Consider the following 26,041-nt stretch of genomic DNA (forward strand, 5'->3'; position numbering starts at 1 on the left):
ACCGCGTAAAATCAACAGCGATCGCCGGTTTTTTGTCCTGCGATCATACATATTTGAAGAAACGGATTCAGTCCGACTGCTATTGCGGATTGATCGCCGCGTTGCTTGATCTTTCGATCAGCTTAGACGTAACACGAAACTGGAAGAAGGTTTACGTTCCAAGCTACTTCTTACGCCCAACAATTGCTTGAACATATGACAAGAACGGGAACATCGAAGCTGCGGCATGAACACGCTTGTATAGTTCCGTTTGCACCCAAGGCTCGAGCGCCGCGTCTTGCCATAGACTCACGGGAAGGTAATAGTTATCGAAATCGACAACCTCGAATCCGTTATCTCGAAAATCTTGAAACAGCTTGCGAAAGCTGAGTTCATTCACGTGAGCGTTTCCTTCGTATTCACCAGCACCATCTGGAGAATGACCGAAAACTTTCTCAAAAAGTGGCGTTACTTCAGCATTCGGAGTCTCGACGATTAACAAGCCACCGGGCTTCAAAACTTTATAAGCATTCTCGATAAAGCGAGCGTCCGCCGGAACATGCTCATAAACCTCGAACGATGTCACAAGATCAAACGAGTTATAACCCATTCGTTCAGCCGTCTGCGCGTCCCAAAGTGTATGCTCCATCTGACTGCTGGCGAATATGCCATCGAGATGCACTTTGGCACGTTCCGATTGTCTTTGATCTCGCTCAATGCCTACAAAATGCGTGCGACTGTTCTTTTCGCCAAATACTGTTGAGAAAGGAAAATTTCCGGTTCCAATCTCTAGAATCCGGTCGACGCCGCTGGGAAGAAATTTCTGACGCCAGAACTCCAGCATCGACATACGCCAACGAATGAGGCCCTTATACACAGGGTCTTCGACTTGATACATCAGTAGTACTTCTTCAGCGTTCAATCTCAAGCCTCTAAGATGTTAGTTTAATACTTGCGCCACTCGATCAGGTAAATTGGAGAACCCAACTGTATATGCTATCCCGCTAGCCTCAGCGGGATTCTAACAATTTTGAGCTGCAGAAGGACAGATTGAATCGGCACAAATTTAAAAACTGTGTCTTTAAAAAATAGCTAGATTTGAAGCAGCGGAATCTCAATAAGCTGTTTGAAAACCCAGGCTTTCCTGTAAGCGGACGTGCAGTTCGAACCAAATGAGAACCAAGGCTTTTCGGAGTCTAGTTTTTAAGTCGGCAATTTTCCTTGACGGCGGCGGGCCCGTCACATGGGAGGTCGACCGGCAAGTCTCTTGAGCACAATTACAATTTGAGAACCGCGCAGGTATTGCCGTGCGGTCCAAGCTCCTGGTCGCTGATGAACTCTTCCCGTTCCAAAGAAAATATCGCCAAGAACGAGTCTGAACTTGCCCGATCTTCTCGCACCTTGGACCAGAAGCCGTACGTTACCGCGAGATAGGAATCGAACGTCGCAAGGCCCCGCGGAAACGCCGCTCCTATTGAACTCTTTATAGCATAACGGACGTGATTTCCGTCTGGACTAATACGTACGAGAGCACTTCCCAGACTGTCGAGTGTCCACAATGCCCCACTGGCAGGGACAACATCGTGACAACAAGATCCAAGCCCAGTGAATAGCGCTAACCGCACAAGTTTACCTGATAAAGTTGACTTTCGATCAATAGTAATCGCAAAGCTTGGTTGATCCCAGTTGTGCGCCAAGACGTGGATTTTGTCAGCATCGACTGTTACAGAATTAAAATGATAAAGGTCGCAAGTCTCCCAAGTCAATCGTCGCAACTCCACGGGGAGAAGGCTTTCTACGTCGATCGGATGCGCCTGCCTCGTGCGCACATCATACCGTACCAAGAATGGTGGCTTTCCGGTCGTCACGTAGAGACCGCCCTCATTGTCGGCAGCGATCTGATGCAAGTCGTCGAATGCATCATGCTGATGATAGTTTTTTTGCCGCTTGATTCGCTTTCCGAAAAAGCTTTGACCGTATTCACGAATTGCATTGTGAGGTTCGCCGGCGGTTACAGTCTGACGTTGAATATCTAGATTTCGCTCAGCGACATAGAGCCTGCGACTCCGTTGTGCCATGCCAAAATAGATTCCATTTCCATTGTGGATCACCTTGACGTCACGGACGACTTGATTCGAATCGAGTGTCACCTCAAGCAGGTCACTAAAGGTTGTGATCAGCAGTCTTTGCAATTTCGAATCCCTTGCATCTAGTCTTGTTGCTTCAATCAGTTTGGAGAAGCGTTGATTAGAACGAGATTCAGAGAACGCCGGGTAGATCGATTGTCGACTTTTTCAGCGGAAGTTGAAATCGTTACAAAAGCCCCAAGCCGCTTTTGGCAAGAACGTAGCCAAGCTTTTTCGATCCGATTAAACTTTGTAAATCGTGTCAGATTTGTTGCCGGCACGTTTATATTCCCACAGTCGAAATGTTCGCTTTGCTGTCATTCTGCCTAACGAAAAATTTACGTAATGAATGTCCAATCATCCTCTCGGTTGCACTTCGGCAGTTCAGTACACCTTGCCTTGTGCCTGATCTTCATGCAAGTCCACGTTGTTCTTGCAGGAAAACCTCAAGGTACTCTCAGCAACTTTGCCGTCGAGCGTACTTGGAGCGATACGACGGGTAAGTTTCGGGTGGTCGGAAAGCTCGAGTACGCAGATGAGAAGGAAGTGCATTTGCGAGCGAACACCGGGAAATTATTGCGGATTCCGCTTGAGAAACTGAGCGAAGCGGACAACACTTTCGCGAAAACGTTCTTGCAAGCAGAAACAGCTTTGGGAGGGGCAGCGGCGGATAACGAACAAAATCCCTTCCAGATGGTCGAAGGCACCGGCGCCAGTGCGCCAGACGCAGCTAGTAACGCTGATCCTGATTCTCCGTTTCGAACTACGAACAGTGGAAAGAGCAGCGAAGGGGCGGCGGCTGGCGGCTCTAACGCTGCTGGTAAAATTCCCGTCAAGCAAGTGCTCAAGCGTGCATCGAGACCAATACCACTGTCGTTTGACACAGCATTCTGGAAAAGCACGCCGCCACTGGCACTCAAGCTTTCTGAAATTCCTGATCTGACCATAACAACCGATGTCGCCAAAACCTTCTTTGCAGCTTATCAAGTCAAAGTTGCCGGCAAATCACCAATCGCATTGATCAATGTTTATCAACAGGGACGCGATGCAAACTATAGCACATACACAGCCGTCACTTTAGCCAACGGAGAAACGACGCCTGAAACAAGATTTGACGACCCTCTGCGAGTTTTAGCGATCAGCCCCGACGGCAAGCGAGCGGTCGCTGTGCGCGTCGTTGGATTTGATAAAGGGAGCGACCTTGTTCTACTTAAAATCGACGGAAGCGGCGTACAAGCCGAATACGAATTCCGCGCAGGTGGCGGATCATGGGACGAAGTCAGTTGGGCTTCGTTTTTGCCTAACAATCGCTTGGCTACCATATCTGAGAAGAACACCGTCTCCATTTGGGAGCTCGCAAATCCAAAAGGCATTGTACTCTATTCACAAGGAAATCTTGGAGCCAAGCTGCCGGTCGTTACGAGCGTAGGTACTGATAAGCTTGCTATCGCCAGCAAGGAATCGTTGGCGATCATCGATACCGCTGAACTGAAACAATCGGGCTGTATCGTCTGTGACAAACCAATTCTGGCAACTTGTTTTGCAGATGATGGGTCGAAAATCATCGTTCAAATGTCGTACGAACTGGGCGTGTATTCGACAACTGATGGCGCACTTACAAAGAGCATACCAATTGCCAACCCAAATGCAGCAAACCTGCATTGTATGGGCAAGTTCGTGTTAGTCGATGACTTGTTGTTGGACGCGGAACAGGGCGTTCCCGTTTGGACGTACGTGAATGCATCTAAAGCTGCGACACTATCGAATTTAGTCCTTAATAGTTTTCCTGATGACAAATCCACAACGCTTACCGCATCGATTTTGCCCCACAGGCGGGCACTTGATGCATCAGCCAACTTTAGCACACAAGACATCTATGCGATTAAACCTGGAACGCCAGTACGAGTCACTGTGGTTGTGAAAGGTAATACGAGCATTCAGAAACAAATCGACGATGCGATTCGGGTTAACATAGCAAAAGCAGGATGGAAGATTTCTGACGATGCAGACATATTGGTTACGGCCTCTTTAGAGCAAGGCGAGCAGTCAAAAGAGGACTACGTTACAAGCGAAGGTCGCTTCGGCTTACCACCCCCCAGCTTCTTTCGAAATGCTTCGGGCCCGGTGGAACAAGTGACATTTACACCTTGGACTCATAAGGTCGAAATTACACGTGGTGACGAGGTGATTTTTACCAACGTACGCTACGTCGGGGCACCTCAGTCCTTCCAGTCAAAAGAGGGCGAGTCGACACAGGCATCTGTCACTCGGCTAGTGCAGCCGCAAATTGGCTACTTTGAATCGCTGAATCTCCCGCCATACCTTTGGAAAGCAGAATTTCGCGGCGGCTTTGGTAGCTCTACCATCGAAGCATCTGGATTGCGATAATAGAAGTGTGTTGGAACTTACGAAATCAAGCAGCGTCGCGATAAGCCGCTACGTCGCTCGCACAATTATCGGCTAGGCGCATTGTTTTTTCAAGCAACTCTCGAGTGCTATCACGCCATGCGTACATTTGAAAAGCTCGCTTTGGTAACGGCATATCTTGATCCAGTGCGATCATGAGTTCTACGAGAGTCTGAACCTCATTGAGATCAAAGAAATGGCAGCTCTCTTGGCCCACTTCACGATGGATCGGCGTATCGCTTGCCAACACGGGTAAATTGTGTTGTAAGGCTTCGACAATAGGTAAGCCGAACCCTTCAATCAGCGAAGGAGCAATCAACGCCTTAGAACGCGTATAGCAGAGTTCAAGCTCTGTATCGTTCACATCGTGCAACATGAAAAGCTGGCGATTTAAAGCCGGGTGTCGACGAATTCTGTCCATTGTGTCGTCGCACATCCAGCCGACTTTACCGATGATAACTAGTCGCTCATGCGGATGATGTTTGCGAACTTCATCAAATGCGTCGAGCAGAAAATTGTAGTTTTTATGTGGACATATCGTGCCAACAGCCAAGAATGGCGGTGTCGATGGATCGGCAAAGATCTCCGTGATCTCTGCACGAACAGTGCCAGTAGTTGTGCTCGTAAAATCGGAACCTAAACGGAATGACTGAAAGCGTTGCTCGTCAAAGTTCAGGTCAGGATAATGCTCCAGAACATAAGATTGCAACTGAGCACGGACTGTTTCAGAAATCGCAATAAAGAAATCGACATGCCTGGCAAGGCTATCGAACCAATTACGAAAATCGACCTGCAGCTCTTCGACTACGACGCTTGGCATCAACAGTGGAATTAAGTCATAAGATACGCAACCGATCTTGCACCCCTGCGTCTTGGCACGCTCAATCGCAGGCCAGATCTGGACCTGCCATGACGAGTCCAGCAGCAAGATGATGTCTGATTCTCGAAATTCGATCAGGCGCTCTACGTACGTGTCAAGCTTTCTGACAAGCCACGGCATAGGGGTGTTGCAATAGACGATCCGCAATAATCGATTCTTGAGCGTACGCGGTGATAGCCGCTTGTTCGCACCTTTCTCGAACGCCCGCAGCAACCGTCTTAGGCCGTAGATTACTGTCGGAGTGTCGTTGCCATCGATTTCGTAGAACCTGCCATGGTTAATCTTGATCGGTACACAGTCCGCGCCGATTTCGTCTTGCAGATTGTCGGCTTCTGCCAAAACGCGGTGGACAACGCGTTGAATGCCAGTCAGAAATCCACAGGAGATCGTGTCGGTCACTTCGATCAGGATGCGCGGACGAAGACGACCATGCTTTAAGTTTACGGTATCCTGATTGGCATTCTCCATACTAACGCGTCTTCTCGTCCACGAACTATACTGCAAGCTCCAGCGTGCAGATTGGCATCTTCCACAACAAACTGAATGTCGATCACTTCCTATGGCAGCGTGAATCGACCTGCAAACTAAACTTAAATTTGCCGACCTACATATTATCAAGCTTTGGGACTATAGGCTAACTGCGAATTGAGGGTCAATAGTTGTTTGATAGCAAGCCAATTGGCTGTAAACTGAGGCAAGGCAATTCCGTTCCTCGTATGCTTGCAATGTACATGAAAAAAGTCCTAGCACTCTCCGTTACTTTTGCAATATGTACGTCGCTAGCATTTGCTCAGCCACCCAAGAAGCATCGGCGCGCAGTTCCGCCCGCTTTCGACAGCAAAACTTTTGAGGGCGTTTTCTACGACGATGTTCCATCACAACTGGTTGGTTCTTTACCGTCACTGAACAAATCTGCAACCGGTTCGCAAGTGGCCGCTAATGCTCAAGAGAATGACAGCATTAATGAGGAGTCAAGCGTTTGGAAGAGCCGGATTGACGCGAGCACGATTGAAGATTTGGTGAAGTCGGCCAAAGTCCGGCTAGATCCCGCCGTAAGTTCACCTGCAAAATTTGCCGGCGGAGGTTACCTAATCGCTCGAAGAGAGTTCACGCTATTGGCGGCACTCTTTGCTGTTATCGAGCAATATCCGGGTGATATTCGCTGGAAGCATTCGGCTGCCCGTGCGAAAAACGATTTCGCGCGGATCGCCGCAAATGCCAAAGTTGGTTCCATTCCTGCATACAACGAAGCAAAAGCAAAGACGCAGATCTTTGGTGACCTGTTGCGTGGCGAGCGTCTCGATGCATCGAAGGAAGAACCGTCCGACTGGAGTGCTTCAATGGATCGCGTTGCTCTGATGCAACTGCTTGAATGGGCGTATCGAGACGTCATGAACCCGGCTGTAGCGAATGAAGCTGCGTTTAAGGAGAATCAAAATACTTTGCGCCAGAACGGCCAGCTTGCGGCTACGATTGGCGAAATACTTCTACAAGAAGGAATGTCAGATATTGAAAGTGACGAATACGTTCAATGGATGAAGGAGATGATCGCGGCAAGCGAATCCGTAGCCATTGCGGCCGACAAGCAAGAAATGGCTCTAGCCCGAGAGTCGCTTAGCAAGATCGACAAAAGCTGTAACACTTGCCACGATTCATTTCGATAGTGATCGCAGAACTGAGATCTGTTGCTGTTTGTTAGCAAGATTGCTTTATTCACGGCGGCGATAAATGCTTGGACTTACCTGCACGACTCGAGACCCGCGTCGTATATCGAGCCAACAGTTCAGCATAGGCTCCGGGCAGTGCCTTCAATTCCTCGTGTGTACCAATTTGTACTACGCGACCATCGGATAGGACGATGATTTGGTCAGCCGCTTTGATAGTCGAAAGCCGATGAGCAACTACAAAAGTTGTCCGACCTTTTTGAAGTCGAGCTATCGATTGCTGCAATTTGACTTCTGTCATTGTATCGATGGAGCTGGTCGCTTCGTCCAGAATCAAAATGTTCGGTTGCGCGAGCAGAGCTCGGGCGAGGCAGATAAATTGCCGCTGTCCTGCGCTCAACGTCGCTCCACGTGAGCCAACTTCGCTGTTCAGTCCATCCGGAAGTTTCTCAATAACATCGTAGCAATCCAGTGCGCACAACGCATCCCAAAGATCGTCGTCGGTTGCTTCTGGCCAAGCGAACCTTAGATTATCTGCAATGGTGCCCGAGAACAGGTAGTTCTGCTGCGGGACAAGTGAAATGTTTCGAGTCAGCGTTGCTCTAGAGAGCGTTGCAGCATCGTGACCATCAAGAAAAATGGAGCCTGAAGTTGGCGAATAGAAGCGGGCAATCAAATTCGTAATGCTCGTTTTCCCGCTACCGCTAGAACCCACGAGCGCAATTGTTTGTCCTGGTTTGGCGGTAAAGCTTACGTTGCGCAAAACTGGTTTGTCGACATCGTAGCCGAATGTCACGTCCTGGAATTCGACGAGCCCTGTTAGCCGTTCGACCTCAACTTTCGCACGACTATCGACCGGGTCGATCGTCAATTGTAGCAAGTCAAAGACGCGTTCTGCACCCGCCATGGCTGTAAGTGCTTGATTGTATTGGGATGCAAGGACTTGGATGGGAGCAAAGAAAATGTTCGCAAGAAAGAAAAACTGAATGAGGTCGCCGATGGACGTCGGATGGTTTGGATGCAGTACGAGATAGCCTCCGACGGCAATGAGGGCAGCCATGAAGAGTTGAGAGTTCAGCTCGATCAGTGGCAGGAAAATGCCAGAAATGCGTGTTGCTCGCATGTTTTGACCAGCGTGAACTCGAATCATGTCCCTAAAGTTGTCTGCATTATGAGGCCCCCTTACAAAAGCTTGAGTAACTTTCATTCCGGCTATATTTTCAGCGATTAAGGAGGTCACTCGAGAAAAGCTTTCCTGGATTTCCCGATACGCTTGGCCAAGCCGCCCTTGGAATACCTTGTTTACCAACCAAAACACCGGAGACATCAGGACGACGATGGCAAACAAGGGTACGCTGTAATAGGCCATCAACGCTCCGGCAAAGATCATCTGCCCCGATCCAACTAGTGAAACGAAGAGCACATCTTGAACGCCGATGCGTACCGCGTTGCAATCGCCACTGATTCGCGACAATATTCGGCCCACCTTCGTTCTGTGGAAGTACGACATGGGCATACGCTGCAAGTGATTAAAGATGTCACGTCGCAGATTGTTGACGACAGCTTCGCCAATCTCCAATGTCAGTCGCTGACGGAAGTGCAAAGTTCCTTGCGTTACGATGCTGAACACGAAAAGGCCTGTAACTGCGACGATGATGGAATCTAAGCTACCTTGTTGCGAAATTGGGCCATCGATTATTGCTCCCACTGCCCAGGCGAACGCAGGCAACTGGATTGAGCGGAGAAGAACGCAGAACAAAAGCCAGTTTCGTTTGATGCGAAACGGTGCCATTAGTCCAAAGATGCGGACGATTATGTTCCACTGTAGCGGACGATAGGCGGCGTCGTTGTCATCCAGGTTTTGCATCATGAATGCTATAGAAGCCAATCAGCAGGCGATCCGGTCGTCGCGAGCTGGTTGTGAGATTTGGCCGCTGAGTTAGACGAGGCTACTTGATAAAGCCGCGTTGCATCAAAAGATCCATGATCTTATCGACGCATTCATTGACGTCCAGGTCGCCTGTGTCTAATACCAAGTCTGGAGACTCCGGAACTTCATAGTTCGCGGTAACACCAGGGAAATTCAGCAGTTTACCTTGGTCTGCGGCAGCGTATTGACCATGCGTATCATTCGACCTGCGAACTTTTTCATCTGCGGATAGGTAAACCACAAGGCAACGTTTGTCGCCGATCGTATCCTTCACGCGCTGACGAATCGCTTCGCTAGGTGCGACGAATGAAGCGATACAGAGTAGACCGTTGTCGTTGATCAGCCGAGCAGTAAATGCGGATCGTCTTAGATTTTCGCTACGGTCTTCAACCGAGTACCCGAGATCTTGGTTGATACCTTGGCGCATTCGTTCGCCGTCGATCAAGATGACAGCGCGGCCTCGATCAAACAAGCGACGCTCTACCGCCATCGCCACCTTCAGCTTGCCCGTCCCAGTCAGGCCGGTGATTAAAACGGTGGCTGGTTGTTGCCCGTAGCGAGACGCGCGGTCATCGGTAGTAACAGCGGTTATATCTTGAGTTTCCTTGCCTTGCGAATCGTGTTCAACCGATTCCCAGGCAGCGAGTTTGCGATCGCGTACCGATTGGTGTTCGGAAATCATGCCCGCGCCGACCGTAATGTTCGACATGCGATCGATAATGATGAAGGAACCTGTACCGCGATTGCGTTGATACGCATCATGGAATAGCGGTTGATTCACAGAGATCGCACAACGGCCAATCTCATTCAGGTTCAATTCTGGCGCGGGTGCACGATGTAAGGTATTAACATCAACACGGTACTTCAGCGATTCGATTTGCCCCTGCGTCGTTTGAGTTGTCTGCTTGAAGAGATAAGTTTTGCCAGGCAGCATCGGTTCGCTTCCCATCCAGACGACGGTTGCGTCGAACTGATGATCGGTGCGCGGCACGTTGCCTGGGCGAACGAGCATGTCACCGCGAGAGCAATCGACTTCGCTATCAAGGACCAATGTAACTGACTGAGGCGTGTGGGCTTCCTCCAAGTCGCCATCCATGGTCACGATACGCTTGACGTTGGATTTTTGACGGGAGGGCAATACCATCACTTCATCGCCCTTGCGAATAATTCCCGAAGCGATAGTTCCTGCGAAACCGCGGAAGTCCAAGTTCGGACGCGATACAATCTGAATCGGCATCCGGAAGTCTTTAAGATTGCGGTCTGACCCGATATAAACGGTTTCGAGGAAATTCATTAGCGAACTTCCTTGATACCACGGCATGTGCTCGCTCCGGTCGACGACGTTGTCACCGTTGAGCGCTGACAGCGGAATAAAGTGGAGGTCCGGGAGATCGAGTCGGGAAGCAAACGTGCGGTAGTCGTCGCATATTTGTTCAAACCTCGCTTGGTCGAAACCGATCAAGTCCATCTTGTTTACGGTGACGACGATGTGACGAATGCCTAAGAGAGAAACGATAAAGCTGTGGCGTTTCGTTTGGACTTGAACACCGTGGCGAGCATCGATCAGGATAATGGCTAGGTCCGCTGTGGAAGCACCAGTGGCCATGTTCCGGGTGTATTGTTCGTGCCCCGGAGTGTCGGCAATGATGAACTTGCGTTTGGCTGTAGAAAAGTAGCGATACGCTACGTCGATGGTAATGCCTTGTTCGCGTTCTGCCTTGAGTCCGTCGGTGACAAGAGCCGGGTCGAATTTTCCTCCGGTTGTACCGTGTGTTTTGCTCTCGCTTTCCAGTTGAGCGAGCTGATCTTCGTAGATCATCTTGGAATCGTATAGCAGTCGGCCGATAAGTGTGCTTTTGCCGTCATCGACACTTCCGCACGTGATAAATCGCAAGAGTTCCTTGCGTTCGTGCTGTTCCAGGTAAGCCAGGATGTCGGTTGCAATCAGGTCGCTTTGATGTGACATTTCAGTACGTTGTAGAGTTTAAATTGTATTCGATTACGGGAGTGATGAAGGATATTGGACGCAGAGTGGCATCGCTCATGCGTGCGATAGCTAGAAGTAGCCTTGCTTTTTCTTTTCTTCCATTCCTGCACCGCCGGAATCTTGATCGATTACGCGACCTTGACGTTCCGATGTTTTGGTCAGCAACATCTCTTGGATAATCATTGGGAGGGTCGTTGCATCTGATTCCACTGCACCGGTCAACGGGTAGCACCCAAGCGTCCTGAAGCGGACCATTTTGTTCTCGACCTTCTCTCCGGGCCGCACTGCCAATCGATCGTCGTTCAAATGGATAAGGGTACCATTGCGAGCGATGACGGGGCGCTCTTTCGCAAAATAGAGATCGGGAAGTGGTATATTCTCGAGATATATATACTGCCACACATCCAACTCAGTCCAATTCGACAGAGGGAAGACGCGAATGCTTTCACCCGGGTTCACTTTGGCGTTATACAGGTTCCAAAGTTCAGGGCGCTGGTTCTTGGGATCCCAACGGTGAAACTTGTCGCGGAACGAAAAGACACGTTCCTTGGCACGCGACTTCTCTTCATCGCGACGAGCACCACCGAACGCAGCGTCGAACTGATACTTGTTCAGCGCTTGCTTCAGCGATTCGGTCTTCATCAACTCCGTATGCTTTTCGCTGTTGTCTGACGGGTTCAGATTCTGCTTGCGACCTTCTTCATTGATATGCACGAGCAGTTCGATGCCCAATTCTTTGCGCACGTACGACTCGCGAAACTCGATCATCTCGCGGAACTTCCAAGTTGTATCCACGTGCAGAAAGGGAAACGGAGGCTTGGCCGGATAAAACGCCTTGAGCGTCAAGTGCGTCATTACCGCCGAGTCCTTGCCGATCGAATAGAGCATGACCGGCTTCTTAAATTCAGCAGCGACTTCTCGGATAATGTGGATGCTCTCGGCTTCCAACTGCTTCAAATGCGTTAGTGAATAGGATTCCATTGCTACTTATTCTGAATACTTTCGGAGGCAGCTTTTCTGCCAAAATTAGTTAACTACGAGTTTATTCTGGGACTGCGGAACGTCGAGGCCTTACTTGGCTGTGAGCGGGACAAAATCGTTTTATTCCTACTGAGTACCGGATTTTTTGAACTGCAGTGTAAGGCAGCGACGTTTTGTCGACTCGATCGGTCAAGCAACTGGCGAACGGAAACAGCTTAGACGAATTGAACCGCATTGTTATGCGTAAAATCGAGCTCTTCACGCAAAATGCCAAGCGGATCTTCGCTATCACCCTTCGGCTCTTGCTCGTCGAGCCATGTGAGAAATGTCTGGCAGATTTCAGGGTCCCACTGCGTCCCTGCTCCTTCGTTTAGAATCATACGAGCTTTCTCGATCGCCATGGCTGACCGGTAAGGCCGCGAACTGGTCATTGCGTCAAAAGAATCAGCAACGCTCAGGACCCTTGCCATCAATGGACTTGAGTCGCCTTCCAGTTGGTGGGGGTATCCTTTCCCGTCCCAGCGTTCATGGTGATATAAAACGCCCGGCAATACAAATTCAAGCTTCTTTAGGTCGCTCAAGATGTGATGGCCAATCGTTGGATGTTTTTGAATGATCGCGATCTCTTCCGGCTCAAGCTTTCCCGGCTTCATCAGTACATGGTCGGGAATGCCGATCTTACCGATGTCATGCAGCACTCCAGAGATGTAAATTTCGCGGCATTGTTCATGTGGCAAACCAAAACGCTTGGCCAGTTTATAGCTCAGCCTCGCTACTCGTTCGCTGTGTCCACGTGTGTAAGGATCACGGGCTTCAATAGCACTGCTCATGGAACGCAACGTGCCGATGATCAGCCGTTCCGATTCTCCCATGATCTGCCGCTGGATGCCTTCCGATTCAAAGAACGTCGCCGCCTCTTGCAGCATCGAAGCTTCGACACCGGTGAAATTGATATCAGTCACGCGGCGGAGCGGCGTCTTGCGATCCATGCGTCGATTGATTGCTACGAGATAGCCTTGCGCCAAGCTCATTCCAATTTGGACAGCCATGCAAGCCGTACAAAGACCATTGGTAAGCTGATATTGGCGACTATTTTGCACGATGTACTCGCCCGGTGGTGGAACGCCGATCACCTTTAGCAGTTGCTGGAAATCAGTCGCTTTCCAAATGGGGCTACCGCAAACTGTGGGACGAAACATTACTTCGCGTTGGTTGTCTTCAATCGCAGGCACGATCGCCACCGCATCCGCTTGAATCATCAATTGGAGTTGACCGAGCACGCGGTGCGTCAGCGCACTTGCCGACGTACGGGTGCGATCTTGTGTATAGCTCGAAAGCTCTCGAATCCAATTACGTTCCTGCAGCGTCTGCCGCATGCTATGTTCAACGACTTCTATCGTGCTCTTCTGTTGATCCAGTTGGTATTGTCGCTTGCAAGCTTCGTTGGCAATTCGCAGCACTTGGAGCGTGGCTTTCGCATCACCATTCCAGGCACGACCAATCGCAAACCATTTCTGGGAGCCTTGATGTTGCAACGGCAATGAGAAAGCTGCCTTTTCCGCACCAAGGCTTGCGCATTGGATCTTTCCTGTTTCAGCCGAACGCTGCATCACTTGCATCGTTGTATCAGCATCATCTTGGAAGGCCGCCTTGTAGATCGTCGCCATCTGTCGATTGAGAGCGTCGTTCTTTTCGTCGACTACACAGGGCAAACAGGTCTCGCCAATGAGCGAAGTGAGATCTTCGCATTGTCGATTGATGTGAGCCGGAATGGTCATGCGTAAAAGTGAATCAAGTAATCGAGATACATTAACCAGTCCATCTGTGTGAGCGAAAGTTTGCTTTCGAGAACTCGAATGGAGGAGCAAGTGTGCGACGCAAAAACTATTACCGACTAATTGGTGCGGGCTTAGTGGCCACTTGTAATTCTTCTGTTTCGCTCTCTGGTAACAAACGCATGTATGTCATCAAGTCACGGATTTCAGGCTGAGTTAGATGGTCGAGTAAACCCGAGGGCATGATTGACGTTTTGGAAATTAGAATTTCTTCAATGTCGGCTGAATCGATCTTGGTTTGCTCGCCAGTGCTGGTCGTCAAGATTGTATTGCCTTGGCCGTCCGATGATTTCATGCCAGTAACGATAGAACCGTCTCGCGTGAGCACTTTGCTGGTTGCATACTGATCGCTGATGATTTGGGATGGGTACAGGATCGATTCGATTGCTTCACGTCGCGTAAATCGAGACGCGATTGAACTCAAATCAGGTCCCAAACTCGTGCCGATATCGCCGGAACGATGGCACGTCGCGCACTGCGCTTTTGCGAAAACCAGTTTCCCTGCCTCAGCGTTACCCGCCAAACCTTGTTCGCTTTGCAAGTATTGTTCAATATCGTCCACGGTCCATTTCGATTCTTCGCGATTTGGCAGTATGGGGTCGGGCTTGTCAGGGTACTTCATTGCGAACCAGTTTTGCCACGCAGTAATCTTATCGGTGGTCGTTGCTTCACCTGCCGCCATATCCTCTCCAACCCAATAGGTGAGCAGGTCTAAGGCAGGCTTCGCGGATGCCCCGTCGGCTTGAAATTTGAGTGCGTGTAAAATCGTTTGACGAATGGCAGACGCGTCGTCGGTCGCGATTGGTACAGATGCTAGTTGGTTCAAGACTTCAGCACTTGCGTAAGGCTCGATAATGCTAAGCGAGCGTACAATGTAGTCCCAATTTTCGCCATCAGGCCGCTGCGCCAGGGCGAGCGCCACGCTTGGTCGACGGTCCGGGCTGCGTCGCCAGACCTGTCGCAAGTAACGCATCGAACGCTCGTCGCCACTGCGAGCTAAAATAGCGGTTAGGCCAGTCTTAAGTCTTTTGTAGACGTCGGACTCAAAACCGCGTTTATCAATCTTCACGTCCAAGCTTACGACGTCTTCATACAGTTCAACAGATAACTCATTCGGAAGCTTAGCCAACCCAGCTAGCGCTGCGTTTGGATAATCCTCCCCTTTCTTGAGAAACGCGATCGCCTCTTGCTCAGTTAAATGTTCCCCGAGCTCTTGAGATACATGCATAATGTACAACGAATAGCTCGAACCACCTTCGGAGCGCTGTGCATCTTCGAGGAATTCTAAAATGGTCGTTCGCTGCTCGTCTGTCCATTCCTTACAAAAGCTACACGCGTACATTGCGACGTGAACACGGTCACTGACTGGCAGATCGCTTTGGAGGTAAGGCACGATCCGGTCCACAATGTTGGACGCATTTGAGAATGCAGCCAGTCGAATCAGTTCACGATTAATCACCGGTTGGCCTGCAGGGAATTCTCGATCAACTAACTCTCGTACTTGCTCAACTTGCTCTGTTGTGCTCGGTCCAAGATGCAAAGCTACTTGATAAACGCGTAATAGGTTAACAAACGCTTCATCACTCATGTATTCGTCCAACATTGCGTGCAGCCTGTCCAGTACTCGGGCTGTGTTTTCAGGACTTGGATCACTGATGACAGAGGCTAACGCTCCGTTGATGACAACTTGGGATTCGTCTGAATCCAGAAGTGCATCATTCCAATCCTCCAGTGGAGCGCGTAATAGCAGGCGCCGGGCTAGGAATTGAATTTCACGATCACTGCTCTTGAGCAACGGCAGCAGCGCTTCGACTTCGCAGTTAGAATCGGTCCTAATGAGTGCTTCACAAGCCGACTTGCGCACCACATCACTTGCGTCACCTAACATCGCCGTGAGCCGAGCGATAGCACGTGGCTCTTCACCGTGCAAAGACAGTTGCGCAGCCACTTTCGCGCGGAGCATTTCGTTGGGGGTTCGTGAAAGATCAATGAGTAGATTAACGCTTGGCACGGGGCCAACCAATTGCATCAAATCAAGTGCTCGCATACGATATCGAGCTGGGTTGTCTGGCGAGAAAGCAACACCTGCGATCAGGTCATCCCATTGATCTTTCAGATCACGTTTCTGCATTGCGATCTCTTGGCGTCCCCATGCAGAACTGAGTTGGGGTTGACGGATCGCCCGAGCGATGCCGGTTCCTAATTGTGATTCGGCTAGCATGGGTTCACCGGTCCATCGGACCCGGTAGATTCCACCGCCAGTGCCTCGACCTCCGGTACAAAAATAAAGACTGCCGTCAGGGCCAACATCTAAATCGGTTACGTTCATTGGAGTGCCCGAGACGAACTCTTTGGCAGGCTTCAACGTGCCGTCGCTATTGGGTTCAACATCAATGTTGACGATTCGCCCCTGGGACCAATCGGCAACAAACAAATGCTCATGGTAAATCGCTGGGAATTGATAATGATCGTAGAAAACGGCACCCGTTGGCGAACCTCGGCCGGTGTCGGCAATCGCTGGTAAACGATCAATGAAGTACTCTGGCCAAGCGGCCCAACCACTTCGCCATCCATACTCGCCACCTTCAGTGACTTTGAAAATATTCGTCGAACGGTGCCATGTCGTGCCGATATCGGCTTCCATATCACTGTCTTGCAAGTAGAGTCCCTGCGTCGGATGGAATGCGAGATCATAGGCGTTGCGTAGGCCACCTGCGACGATGTCTAACGACTTGCTCCTCAGATCAACACGCACCACTGTGCCGCCTGGAGCCTTCATGCCTGCCGCATGGCCGCTGGGATCTTCGCGACGTGGACGCACCAAATCCCCTTCATAAGTAAATCGATAAGGGCTCGATGCTGATATAGGAGAATCCAATTGTACGTGATTTCCCATTACAACGTAAAGCATTCCGTCTGGCCCCAGCGCAATCTGGTGTATTCCGTGCTCGCCAGGAGTTCCTTTGACGCCAAAGACTTTCTCAGCAGCTTCTAGCTGCCCATCGCGATCCGCATCAATCAGCCTATAAAGACCACTTCCTTCTGGACCATCACCAGTAACATACACGTCGCCGTTAAGTGGCAAGATGCCTTGAATATTCTTTACCAAGTCACAGTAGGTTCGCACCCGCTGCGTCTTCTTCTGCTTGCCTGTTTCGTAAATCAGGAGCAGCGGTCCACCTTCCTGCGAAGCAATGATATGCCCGAACTCATTGAACGCCATCGCGACTACAGAACCGCAATCGATTTCGTCTACAACTTGTTCGACTTGAAAACCAGGCAATGTCTTGAATCGACTTCCCAGTTCACTCCCCGATTTCTCAGTTCCGCTAGTGCTGTCCGTATTGCTGGGCTGGACATTTCGCGAGTTCGCAGATAGTTGCGCAGGAGTGCTGCTTGGCGTAGTCGTGGACTTGGTGGCTACTTCGGTGTTCTTTGGTATTTGTGCGAGACCGCCGTTGACCGCTGCTTCCGCTTCGACCGATTCGGTTTGAGAGGACGCAAGGACCGCGTTCTGCCAGTTTGAATCATTGAACGCGTTCTGTTGCCAACCCGGCTGCAGTTGAATGTTGGCCTTCCACGTGTTGGACGTTCCCATACCGCGCCACTGTCCGTCGGAAAGCTGGACGAAGAAACGCGCGAACAGGGCTCCTGTGTTACCCGTTCGGTTCGATGCTCGGATTGCAATCAAGTTGTCGCCGGCCAAAATAAGAGGCGCACACTCGTGAGTCGTCAGTTGGCTCGTGCCGCTGCCGGTGCCGACGCGTCGGCCGTTAATGTACACTTCGTAAGCGTCGTCTGCGGCAATTTGAATGCGAGCGATTGGTACTTTAGGTAGCTGAATGGTTTTTCGAAAATATACGTCGCCAACCGGAATTTTTCCTTGCTGAGTACCTGCAAGCCAAATCCATTGAGCTGGCGGCAGCGATTTGCCTTGCGGTGCTCGCGGGGCAGCTCCCGGCGTCTGATAGTTCACTGACGTCGCTTTTGTGCGATCGTATCGCTGCGCTTGCGCTGGCAAGAAACTACTGAAAATCAACAATATCGCTGTTGAAATCGACAACACACGTGTCGATGCACGGCAGTAGCAACGATCGAAAATTGAGTGCGACGTTAAGCTAATCACGCGAATCACCAAACAGTTTGGGGAATTGAGCAGAGCTGGTCCGAACGGAGTCATTCGGCGTGATTAGCAAAGAGAGGACGTTTGAGTCAACGTCATTCCAGCGGCAGGACAAGACGACTTGACCCGCAAACTATTATGATGGAGAGAAGCAATGAGGATTGCTAGCTATGTTGTGCTGGTATCGAAAGAATTGATGCAGTCGATCAGCTGGCGAAGTCGTCCGAAGTTACGGCGATTAAAGTGCAAGCATATTCGCGGGAGTTCCATAATTTCTGGTTCATTGGACTCTTGCTCTAACGCGCCGCACTGGCAAATGTCGCCCTTGACCAGGATATTCGAAAATTCATCGCGGATCGATTCCACAGCCTCTGCCGAAAGCGGACGATGCAGTCGAATCACCAGTTGGTCATTGACGTATCGCATGCTGTGATAGTTCTTGTAGAACTGCAGGAGTTCGTCGACGACGGTGTCCACCTCGGTATGAATGGTGTACAGATGGAGATCGTCGGGACTGATCAGCCCCGCGTTTAACAGCCCGTTTTCGATAAACGCATGTAAGCTGCTCCAGTATGTTCCACCAGGTTCGTCAAGGAAGATCACGGGCAAAATGGCTTGCTTGCCCGTTTGGATCAGGGTGAGAGTTTCGAGCGCTTCGTCCAGCGTTCCAAAGCCACCCGGCAGGCAGACGACTGCGGCGCACTCTTTAACAAACATCAGCTTGCGAGTGAAGAAGTATTTCATCGTGACCAGCTTGGGGTCGCCATCGATGAATTCGTTCGCCGACTGCTCAAAGGGCAACATAATGTTAAGCCCCATCGACGCTTCTCTTCCGGCACCTTTGACTCCCGCGGCCATGATGCCTGGGCCAGCTCCGGTAATCACCATCCAATCGTGTTTGGCGATGGCGGCACCAAGATGCTCGGCCATCTTATAAGTCGGATGATCTGGCTTGGTGCGAGCTGAGCCGAAAATTGTCAGCTTACGGCGACGTCGGTATGGTTGAAAAACCTTCAGCGCATAACGAAGCTCACGCAATGTGCGCGACAAAAGTTTGAGGTCGCCGCGACTTGCCTTATCGGCTTCCAGGCGGTCGACTGTACGTCGCATGGAGTTAAGCCAATAGTCGGCATCCAACGTGCTGGATTGTTCGAAAATGGGTTGGGGACGATGTTTTTCGTCTTCGCCGAGAGCCTCGCGCTTAATCACTCCATGTCCTTTCGATTCCGGATCCGTGTTCCTGGGGGTAAACGAAAAACGCCTTGACCGTTACAGCCAAAGCGTTTCGCAATATTACCGTTCAATGGCCATAGCCAGTTTAGCCGACGGTCTTGACGGTTTGTACAACTCGACCAACGATTTGGTACGGATTACCTTGGGAGTTCGGACGGCGATCTTCCAAGTAACCCTTATAACCGTTATTAACGAACGCGTGAGGCACACGGATCGACGCACCGCGGTTGGCAACGCCATAGTTGAACTTGTCGATCGATTGGGTCTCGTGCAGACCGGTCAGACGCAAGTGGTTGTCTGGTCCGTATACGGCAATGTGCTCGTCCTTGTACTTGTCGAATGCAGCCATGAGCTTCTCGAAGTACTCCTTGCCGCCTTCGTCACGAAGCTTGGCGTAGGAGAAATTACAATGCATTCCGGAACCATTCCAGTCACCGCGAATGGGCTTGCAATGGAATTCGACATCGATGCCATACTTTTCTGTCAAACGCAACAATAGGTAACGTGCGACCCACATGTCGTCGCAGACCTTCTTGGCACCTTTAGCGAAAACTTGGAATTCCCATTGGCCTTTGGCAACTTCGCCGTTGATTCCTTCGTGGTTAATTCCGGCGTCCAAGCACAGTTCAAGGTGCTCTTCGGTAATTTGACGAGCGATCTCACCATTCGTCTTGTAACCAACGGAGCAGTAGTATGGACCTTGTGGCGCTGGATAGCCATTCTCGGGGAAGCCCAAAGGTCGTCCGTCTTCGTAGAAGAAGTACTCTTGTTCAAGCCCAACCCACATGTCGTCCATGTCTTCAAAGCTTGCACGATGATTGCTTGGATGCGGCGTTCCATCAGGCAACATGACTTCACACATCACGATGAAGGCGTTTTTGCGACCTGAATCAGGATAAAGCCCAACTGGCTTTAACACACAGTCGGAACTGTGGCCTTCCGCTTGTTGTGTAGAAGAACCGTCGAAACCCCAAAGGTCGCAATCCTCGACAGACTTTGGTGCCTTATCGACGATTTTCGTCTTCCCACGAAGGTTTGGAACGGGTAGATAACCATCCAACCAGATGTACTCAAGCTTGTATTTCTTGTCAGAGGACATGCAGTAATCTCGACTATAAAACTGGAAACGAAGATGAGACACTGTGAATACAGTATCAGCACAGCTAATAATGCAAGACTCGCAATTGACCTGTGATAAGAGAACACCTTTCACCACAAACTCTGGTCGTCGACAGCCTACCCAACTCCCGCGCCCAGAAAGCTAGCTTGCTGGTGCTAAAATAGCTACGCCCCCTCTTTAATACAAGCGGTCAGCCGACTTTTCTGTAACGCACAAACCATTGTTTTCCCTGTTATTGGTTAAGCTCCACAGATCTTCGCCAATCCCTTTATCCTACCAAACTCACAGTCGCGTCACGGTCCGCTTGAGACGGCAAACTACGAGCCTCGCCGACGGTTTGACGAAAGTTCTTAAGACGATACTTGTGGGCGCAAGATACGCCACTAAGCGATTGTCCCCGACCTTTCGCACTATTAAAAATTTTGATACCAAGGGACAGTCAAGGCTTCGATCAATGCAAACGCCATGATCAAAGCCGCGCGCGATATAAACCGAAGTACAAAAAGTTGCGACAAAGCGGTCAAAGAATTTTTCGCCGCGAACAAGAATGATCCGTCGTTTTTCCTAGAGTAGATGTTTCGCCTTGGCTTCCAAATACTGATTAACCATAGGACTGGTCAAGTCGGAAGGGAACGCATCAATCGCCAATACGCCTTTGTGCTGCATTCGCCGAATCAAGTCAGCTCGCCAAAGTACGATCTGGGAGGCGGCAGCACTTCGGAACAACACGTTTTCGTCTTCGGCTGGGTTGTCAGCTGCATCAAATATTCGGTTATCCCGCAGCAAAGCTAGTACGGGCAAATGTCGATGAGCCAGACTCGATAGGTAATTTGTAACTTCGCTTGCCGAAACGTCGTCGATGACATTGGTAATCAGAAAAACCATCGAACGACGACGACAATTAGCATTAAAGTGCAAAAACGCTTGGTCGAAACGGCTCGGCACGATCTCGGCAAAGCGATCGAAGCCGGCGTGTAACATGCGGTTCATCTGGGACTTGCCCCCGCGCAGAGGCACAAAACTGTGCACGCGGTCTGAAAATGCCATCATGCCAACGCTGTCGCCTTGCATCAATGCCACGTAGCTTAACATAAGAATAGCGTTGAGAGCGTGGTCGACGAAACTGAGTTGACCATGTTCATTGGTCATCATGCGGCCGCAGTCGAGCAAAAACATGACTCGCTGGCTCTGATCCGATTGAAACTGTTTGACTGTCAGCTTGTTTCGCCGAGCCGTGCTTCTCCAGTCAATATGCTTGTAATTGTCGTCTTCGTTGTAGTCCCTTAGTCGTTCGAAGTTATTATCTTGTCCGACCCGTCGTGTTCGTCGAACGCCGATTAAACTCAAGCGATTCGTTCTAGCCAATATGGCGTACTCAGCAAGCTGCTGCATGTCTGGGTAAACATTTAACTGCCCTGGAGCAGCGATGGTATGGTAGACAGTCCAAAAACGTGCAAAAGAGTAACGTCGTACATAGATGGACGAAAAAAGATAGACTCCCCTGCGAAGTGGACGCAGCAGAAATTCGACCTCCACGGCGCGACCGGCCGGCAAAACCATCTTGTGAAGATCCGGAACTGCTCTCAGTTCATTGACGACGTCATCGCGGATATCGACGAACCAAGCATGGTTTGAAAAATTGTCGATTGTCAATTTCAGCGAGTGAGGTTTGCCCAGCGACGCCGTCTGTTGCATGGTGCGATGCGCTTTCAACGTGACACGCCGAAGAAGCGAAAGTTGATCGACGAGTAAGATGAGCAAAAGACAGACATCGATCGCAATCATGAACGGCAACAGCGTTCGGGAAAACGCTCCAAAGCAAGACGCCGCAACGGAGATGCCGACCAGCCACAGTACCTGATAGCTGGGATAGACCTTGCGCATCGCTGCCATCGTCAGGAGGTAAGCGACGACCCCAAGCATTAGTAGCCAAGGGAGCCAGTTCCAGAGGATCGAGTTGTTCATAACATTCGCAAGCGACTGCGCGCTTGCACGATCCTTTTATAGACGCGGCACCACAACAGAACGAACAAGCTTCTGAAGTTCAGCGTCAACACGTTGCCCTTCAACTTCGGCTTCTGCCGTCAGTACAACACGATGACGCAGAGCTGGCAGTGCAATCTCAATGACGTCATCCGGTACTGCGTAGTCGCGACCGTGAAATGCAGCCAAAGTTCTGGCTCCTTGCATCAACGCGATACCTGCTCGAGGAGACGCACCGATGTGGAACGTGGGCCAAGTGCGCGTCAAGCGGACGATCTCGTTGATATACTTCAGAAGCGACGGTTCAATTCGGACTTTCGAGTTCTGCTTCATCACCTGCAATATCTGCTCGGGATTGGTGACTTGCTTGATCGCTTCGTTCAATACACGCGTAATATCAATTTGCCGACTGTGGAGGTCTAGGATTTTCGCTTCTTCCTCTTCAGTCGGGTAGTCGACAATCGTTTTGAACATGAAGCGATCCAGTTGCGCTTCCGGAAGATTGTAGGTACCGTCACTCTCAATAGGGTTTTGCGTGGCCATAACTAGGAATGGTCGCGGAACTTTGTGGCTCGTGCCGTCAATCGTAACGCGGAACTCCTGCATAATCTCAAGTAATGCCGCATGCGTTTTGGCCGGCGATCGGTTGATTTCATCGGCCAGCAAGAACTGTGTGAAGACCGGGCCAGGTCGGAAGCGAAACTCTTGGGTCTTCATATCCAGAATCGGCGCGCCAGTGATATCGGAGGGCATCAAGTCAGCTGTAAACTGAATGCGGCCGAATTGGCAACCGAGTATCTTGCCCAACGTTCGGACGAACAACGTTTTGCCTAACCCAGGGACGCTCTCAAGCAGCACGTGTCCGCCAGAAAACAATGCCACTAGCGTCGTCAAAATAAGTTCGTCTTGTCCGACGTACAACCGATGCAGCTCTTTCTTGATCGTATCAAACAAATTGCGGCAAGCGATATTGGGTTCGTTCGTTGTTGCCGTATCCACAGATTGCGACAAAGATTCTCCAGCAGAGATTCCCATTGCCGGCGGAATCGCCGAAACCGTCGGTGGGATTCCTCCAGACACAGGTTGAGTGGGAGTAGGTTGGTTCGCTTTGTCGACTGTGTTTTCGAGGTCGTCTTGATCCATGCGGTTCTACTTATTTTCAGGAGGATTATTCGTATTATTTGGTTGTCGTTGTCCCGTTTCCGCAATCACAGTCGGCGTGTCACGATTTGGTTGCGGAGATGGGGGCGCAGGGGGGCGAACTTCGGCGGCTTTTGCCCATTCCGATTGTAGCTCTTTTCGCTGTTCAACAAAGTATCGACGAATCAGATGTCGAGCGTAGCCAAAGTCGCGCGTTTGCCGTAGCAGAAACCCGAGTGCTTCGACATGTTTTCCGAAATCGCGATCATTTGCTTTCTGCAACGACTGGACTCGCCCAAAGATCGGCCACATCGCAATCAGTGTGACTAGACCAGCAAAAATCAGATGCATCAGAATAAGATTAAGCGGGTAGGTTACAAAGAGTTTCAGACCGAAAGGCAAGTCTGAGGGAGCCGGTGTGTTACGCACGAGAGGAATCGGAGTGAGCATAAAAGCAACGCGCGCTTTAGGTGGAAACTTTTCGATTATGGCCTGCGTCGCTGCGCGCCGGGCGGGATCAGCCAATGCATAGTTACAAAACAAAGATGCATTTGTGACAACAACCACCCGACCATTCGTCCACGCATCAGGATTGGTGACTTCAAATACAATCGCGCGCCCACGATCATCTACCAACAGCGGCGTCGTCTTCAGTTGTGCGATAGCGTCAATACCCAGCTGCACTTTTGAATCAATAACTGATTTATCCTCTGCCGCCGCCTCCGAAGCTTTCTGCGTTGATGAGTCCTTCGCGGAGGAGAAAGAATCGTCCTCGTATTCGCGTCGGTCTCGCTCGGCTTCGACCAAATCATCTAAAGAATGAAACGAATCTTCATCGACTTCCGCGGCATCCATCTCCTCGATATAAGTTGACTCATATTCGATAGCGGGATCATCATAGTAATCTTCATCGTAGTCATAGTAGTATTCCTCTTCCGGCCCTTCTACATCGACGATCAGGTTGACATCTGCATCAATATGTTCTTGTATTTCGGCATCAAACTTTGCTCGCAGCTCAGGATGTGAGAAGTCCGTGATTGGAACCAATTCCGTGCGTACCGACATGCGAAGCGGAGCGGCTGGAATGGGAAAGCTCTCGCTGCCACTTTTCAGCAAGACCGATTCGAAAGGAGCAATTCTTGCCCGTTCGACAAACCATCTTGCAAACCGGTCGTCCAACGATGACGAAGTCATAAATAGCTGGTCGTGATCAACTTGTTTGACGGCGGCCATGTTTTTGAAAGCTAGCCGATCGATGTCATCGGCTGCGTCAGCGGCGTCTTGCCAGTACTCGGGGCTGGGCGAATAATCACGACCGACGAAAACAAATACGCGGTCGGAGCCCTGTTCAAGCCAGTTTTGTATCCACGAGCACGACTCTGCGTTAGGAACTACCATATCCGTTGGCGTCCAGACGATCCCTTCTACTTTATCTAAACGTTGCGAAAGGACGCGAGTTTCTGTCGTTCGTCGATCGGAACTGTTAATCATTGATCGGAAGGCGGAAAATGACGCAATGCTGTCAGCGGACGACCGGTTGCTGGGGCCATAAATTTCCTTCGGAAGATTGGATCCGCAACCGCTAAAGCACTGCAGCACACAAACGATCAGCACGCTTAAAGTGGCACGAATCGCAGGCGTACTAGTTCCCGGTTGATCATCGCCAGCTGGCAAGTTCGATATTTGAACTTGGGAAGCGAGCTGAGTCGCTTCGTCACTGGCCTGCAGCGCGTCTGCAAACTCCTCGCGGGTAACCTGGTGTTTACCGAAGAAAGCACGCTCAAACGCTTCCATTACACGACTATACCTTGAAGCGATTTGCGTGTGCTTACGTAATTCTCGCAAGTACATGCGATTCGTTTTGCCACGTCGAATCAACAATAGTTTTCTTTGATCCAACTCGACTAACGTGTGGCTGAAAAGATAGATAATTGCAGCACGGAAGTCACCCTTGGCAGCCAACTGCTTTGCTGTCTCCAGCAATCCGGTTTTTGTCGATTCGACCTCGAACGGTAAGTCTAAGATCTTTGCTGATTCGATTTTCAAACGGTGGGTTTGGTCGTCTGATTGATGAGAGCGGACGCGATAAACTTTCTTTGCTTGGTAGATCACGATGGCGAGGATCGCAATGATCATTCCGATGAATAGCATTGAAATCCAAAATTGTGCGCTGAAAAGAAAACGACCAACCTGATCCCAGAAACTCCAGTTGCTAGGCACCGGCGGGGGTGGTGGATCGTTGGGGAGTCGATGACGATCATCTAGAAACTGCTCGTTGTTTGGCAGTCGATTTGCCGGCGGAAAATTCAGTTCTTGCGCGTTCGCATCCCACCATTCCGACGAAGTACCGCCTGACAATGTCGGTGCGTCAGCCGCGGATGCACTTATACAAAATGTCAGCATCAAGAAAATGCACATTGCCAGATAGCAAGATTGCTTCGCCAGCTTAATAGCTTCGCCCTTACCGGCCACACTATATGCGGTACTCTTGAGTTTTCGAAGGTAAGCAATTGGTTGAAACAAGCTACGTGAAACTTTTGCTAGGTCTAATAATAAGAAGCCAGGTTGAATATTCTTTGCAGTTAGTGTCCAGCGACACGCCTCCCGCTCACAGTGCTACGGGCCATGCGCACGAGCAGTCAGAGAGCGGAACT

The 26,041-nt window shown here is 50.4% G+C and carries 15 protein-coding genes; 2 read left to right on the plus strand and 13 right to left on the minus strand.

Going from position 1 to position 26,041, the window contains the following annotated elements:
- Window positions 1-163: 163 nt before the first annotated feature.
- Both SH451x_RS05435 and SH451x_RS05440 read right to left on the minus strand, forming a co-directional pair.
- Window positions 164-901 carry a class I SAM-dependent methyltransferase gene (locus SH451x_RS05435; RefSeq protein WP_479361429.1) on the minus strand — a complete coding sequence of 246 codons (738 nt, stop codon included), beginning with the start codon at window positions 899-901 and terminating at the stop codon, window positions 164-166.
- 355 nt (window positions 902-1,256) lie between these two features.
- Complete coding sequence (locus SH451x_RS05440; protein WP_479361430.1) at window positions 1,257-2,171, minus strand: hypothetical protein; 915 nt, start codon at window positions 2,169-2,171, stop codon at window positions 1,257-1,259.
- Between the two features lie 279 nt (window positions 2,172-2,450).
- On the opposite strand from SH451x_RS05440, the gene SH451x_RS05445 reads away from it, so the two are divergent.
- Window positions 2,451-4,493: an SHD1 domain-containing protein gene (locus SH451x_RS05445; protein WP_479361431.1), complete on the plus strand. Its 2,043-nt coding sequence runs from the start codon at window positions 2,451-2,453 to the stop codon at window positions 4,491-4,493.
- Window positions 4,494-4,518: 25 nt separating this feature from the next.
- Here the strand turns inward: SH451x_RS05445 and SH451x_RS05450 are convergent, their stop codons facing one another.
- Window positions 4,519-5,859, minus strand: a complete 1,341-nt coding sequence (locus SH451x_RS05450; RefSeq protein ID WP_479361432.1) for a glycosyltransferase family 4 protein — start codon at window positions 5,857-5,859, stop codon at window positions 4,519-4,521.
- 263 nt (window positions 5,860-6,122) lie between these two features.
- On the opposite strand from SH451x_RS05450, the gene SH451x_RS05455 reads away from it, so the two are divergent.
- Entirely contained in the window at window positions 6,123-7,055 is a 933-nt protein-coding gene (locus tag SH451x_RS05455) for a hypothetical protein (RefSeq protein ID WP_479361433.1), read from the plus strand.
- A 49-nt stretch (window positions 7,056-7,104) separates the two neighbouring features.
- Here SH451x_RS05455 and SH451x_RS05460 read toward each other — a convergent pair whose 3' ends face one another.
- From SH451x_RS05460 to SH451x_RS05505, 10 genes are all read right to left on the minus strand, one after another.
- Window positions 7,105-8,925 carry an ABC transporter ATP-binding protein gene (locus tag SH451x_RS05460; protein ID WP_479361434.1) on the minus strand — a complete coding sequence of 607 codons (1,821 nt, stop codon included), beginning with the start codon at window positions 8,923-8,925 and terminating at the stop codon, window positions 7,105-7,107.
- Between the two features lie 79 nt (window positions 8,926-9,004).
- Window positions 9,005-10,951 (minus strand): sulfate adenylyltransferase subunit CysN, encoded by a 1,947-nt coding sequence (cysN, locus tag SH451x_RS05465; protein WP_479361435.1) that lies wholly within the window; start codon window positions 10,949-10,951, stop codon window positions 9,005-9,007.
- 90 nt (window positions 10,952-11,041) lie between these two features.
- Complete coding sequence (gene cysD, locus SH451x_RS05470) at window positions 11,042-11,953, minus strand: sulfate adenylyltransferase subunit CysD (RefSeq protein WP_479361436.1); 912 nt, start codon at window positions 11,951-11,953, stop codon at window positions 11,042-11,044.
- Between the two features lie 215 nt (window positions 11,954-12,168).
- The gene (locus SH451x_RS05475) at window positions 12,169-13,731 is read right to left on the minus strand and encodes an HD-GYP domain-containing protein (RefSeq protein ID WP_479361437.1); all 1,563 of its coding nucleotides are present in this window, start codon (window positions 13,729-13,731) and stop codon (window positions 12,169-12,171) included.
- Window positions 13,732-13,840: 109 nt separating this feature from the next.
- Window positions 13,841-17,764, minus strand: a complete 3,924-nt coding sequence (locus tag SH451x_RS05480) for a PQQ-dependent sugar dehydrogenase (protein WP_479361438.1) — start codon at window positions 17,762-17,764, stop codon at window positions 13,841-13,843.
- A 315-nt stretch (window positions 17,765-18,079) separates the two neighbouring features.
- On the minus strand, window positions 18,080-19,120 hold the full coding sequence (locus SH451x_RS05485; protein WP_479361439.1) for an LOG family protein: 1,041 nt from the start codon (window positions 19,118-19,120) through the stop codon (window positions 18,080-18,082).
- A 109-nt stretch (window positions 19,121-19,229) separates the two neighbouring features.
- The gene (locus SH451x_RS05490) at window positions 19,230-20,243 is read right to left on the minus strand and encodes a glutamine synthetase beta-grasp domain-containing protein (protein ID WP_479361440.1); all 1,014 of its coding nucleotides are present in this window, start codon (window positions 20,241-20,243) and stop codon (window positions 19,230-19,232) included.
- Window positions 20,244-20,828: 585 nt separating this feature from the next.
- Window positions 20,829-22,229: a DUF58 domain-containing protein gene (locus SH451x_RS05495; protein WP_479361441.1), complete on the minus strand. Its 1,401-nt coding sequence runs from the start codon at window positions 22,227-22,229 to the stop codon at window positions 20,829-20,831.
- Between the two features lie 36 nt (window positions 22,230-22,265).
- Entirely contained in the window at window positions 22,266-23,390 is a 1,125-nt protein-coding gene (locus SH451x_RS05500; protein ID WP_479361442.1) for an AAA family ATPase, read from the minus strand.
- A gap of 6 nt (window positions 23,391-23,396) precedes the next feature.
- Window positions 23,397-25,910, minus strand: coding sequence for a DUF4129 domain-containing protein (locus SH451x_RS05505; RefSeq protein WP_479361443.1), 2,514 nt, complete (start codon window positions 25,908-25,910; stop codon window positions 23,397-23,399).
- Window positions 25,911-26,041: the final 131 nt, after the last annotated feature.

It is taken from the genome of Njordella aestuarii (genome assembly GCF_056494165.1).

Excerpts from the sequence above, each read along its gene's own strand:
- SH451x_RS05445 (WP_479361431.1), top strand. The coding sequence starts at position 2,451 with ATGAATGTCCAATCATCCTCTCGGTTGCACTTCGGCAGTTCAGTACAC.
- SH451x_RS05450 (WP_479361432.1), bottom strand. The coding sequence starts at position 5,859 with ATGGAGAATGCCAATCAGGATACCGTAAACTTAAAGCATGGTCGTCTT.
- SH451x_RS05455 (WP_479361433.1), top strand. The coding sequence starts at position 6,123 with ATGAAAAAAGTCCTAGCACTCTCCGTTACTTTTGCAATATGTACGTCG.
- SH451x_RS05460 (WP_479361434.1), bottom strand. The coding sequence starts at position 8,925 with ATGATGCAAAACCTGGATGACAACGACGCCGCCTATCGTCCGCTACAG.
- cysN (WP_479361435.1), bottom strand. The coding sequence starts at position 10,951 with ATGTCACATCAAAGCGACCTGATTGCAACCGACATCCTGGCTTACCTG.
- cysD (WP_479361436.1), bottom strand. The coding sequence starts at position 11,953 with ATGGAATCCTATTCACTAACGCATTTGAAGCAGTTGGAAGCCGAGAGC.
- SH451x_RS05475 (WP_479361437.1), bottom strand. The coding sequence starts at position 13,731 with ATGACCATTCCGGCTCACATCAATCGACAATGCGAAGATCTCACTTCG.
- SH451x_RS05490 (WP_479361440.1), bottom strand. The coding sequence starts at position 20,243 with ATGTCCTCTGACAAGAAATACAAGCTTGAGTACATCTGGTTGGATGGT.
- SH451x_RS05495 (WP_479361441.1), bottom strand. The coding sequence starts at position 22,229 with ATGAACAACTCGATCCTCTGGAACTGGCTCCCTTGGCTACTAATGCTT.
- SH451x_RS05500 (WP_479361442.1), bottom strand. The coding sequence starts at position 23,390 with ATGGATCAAGACGACCTCGAAAACACAGTCGACAAAGCGAACCAACCT.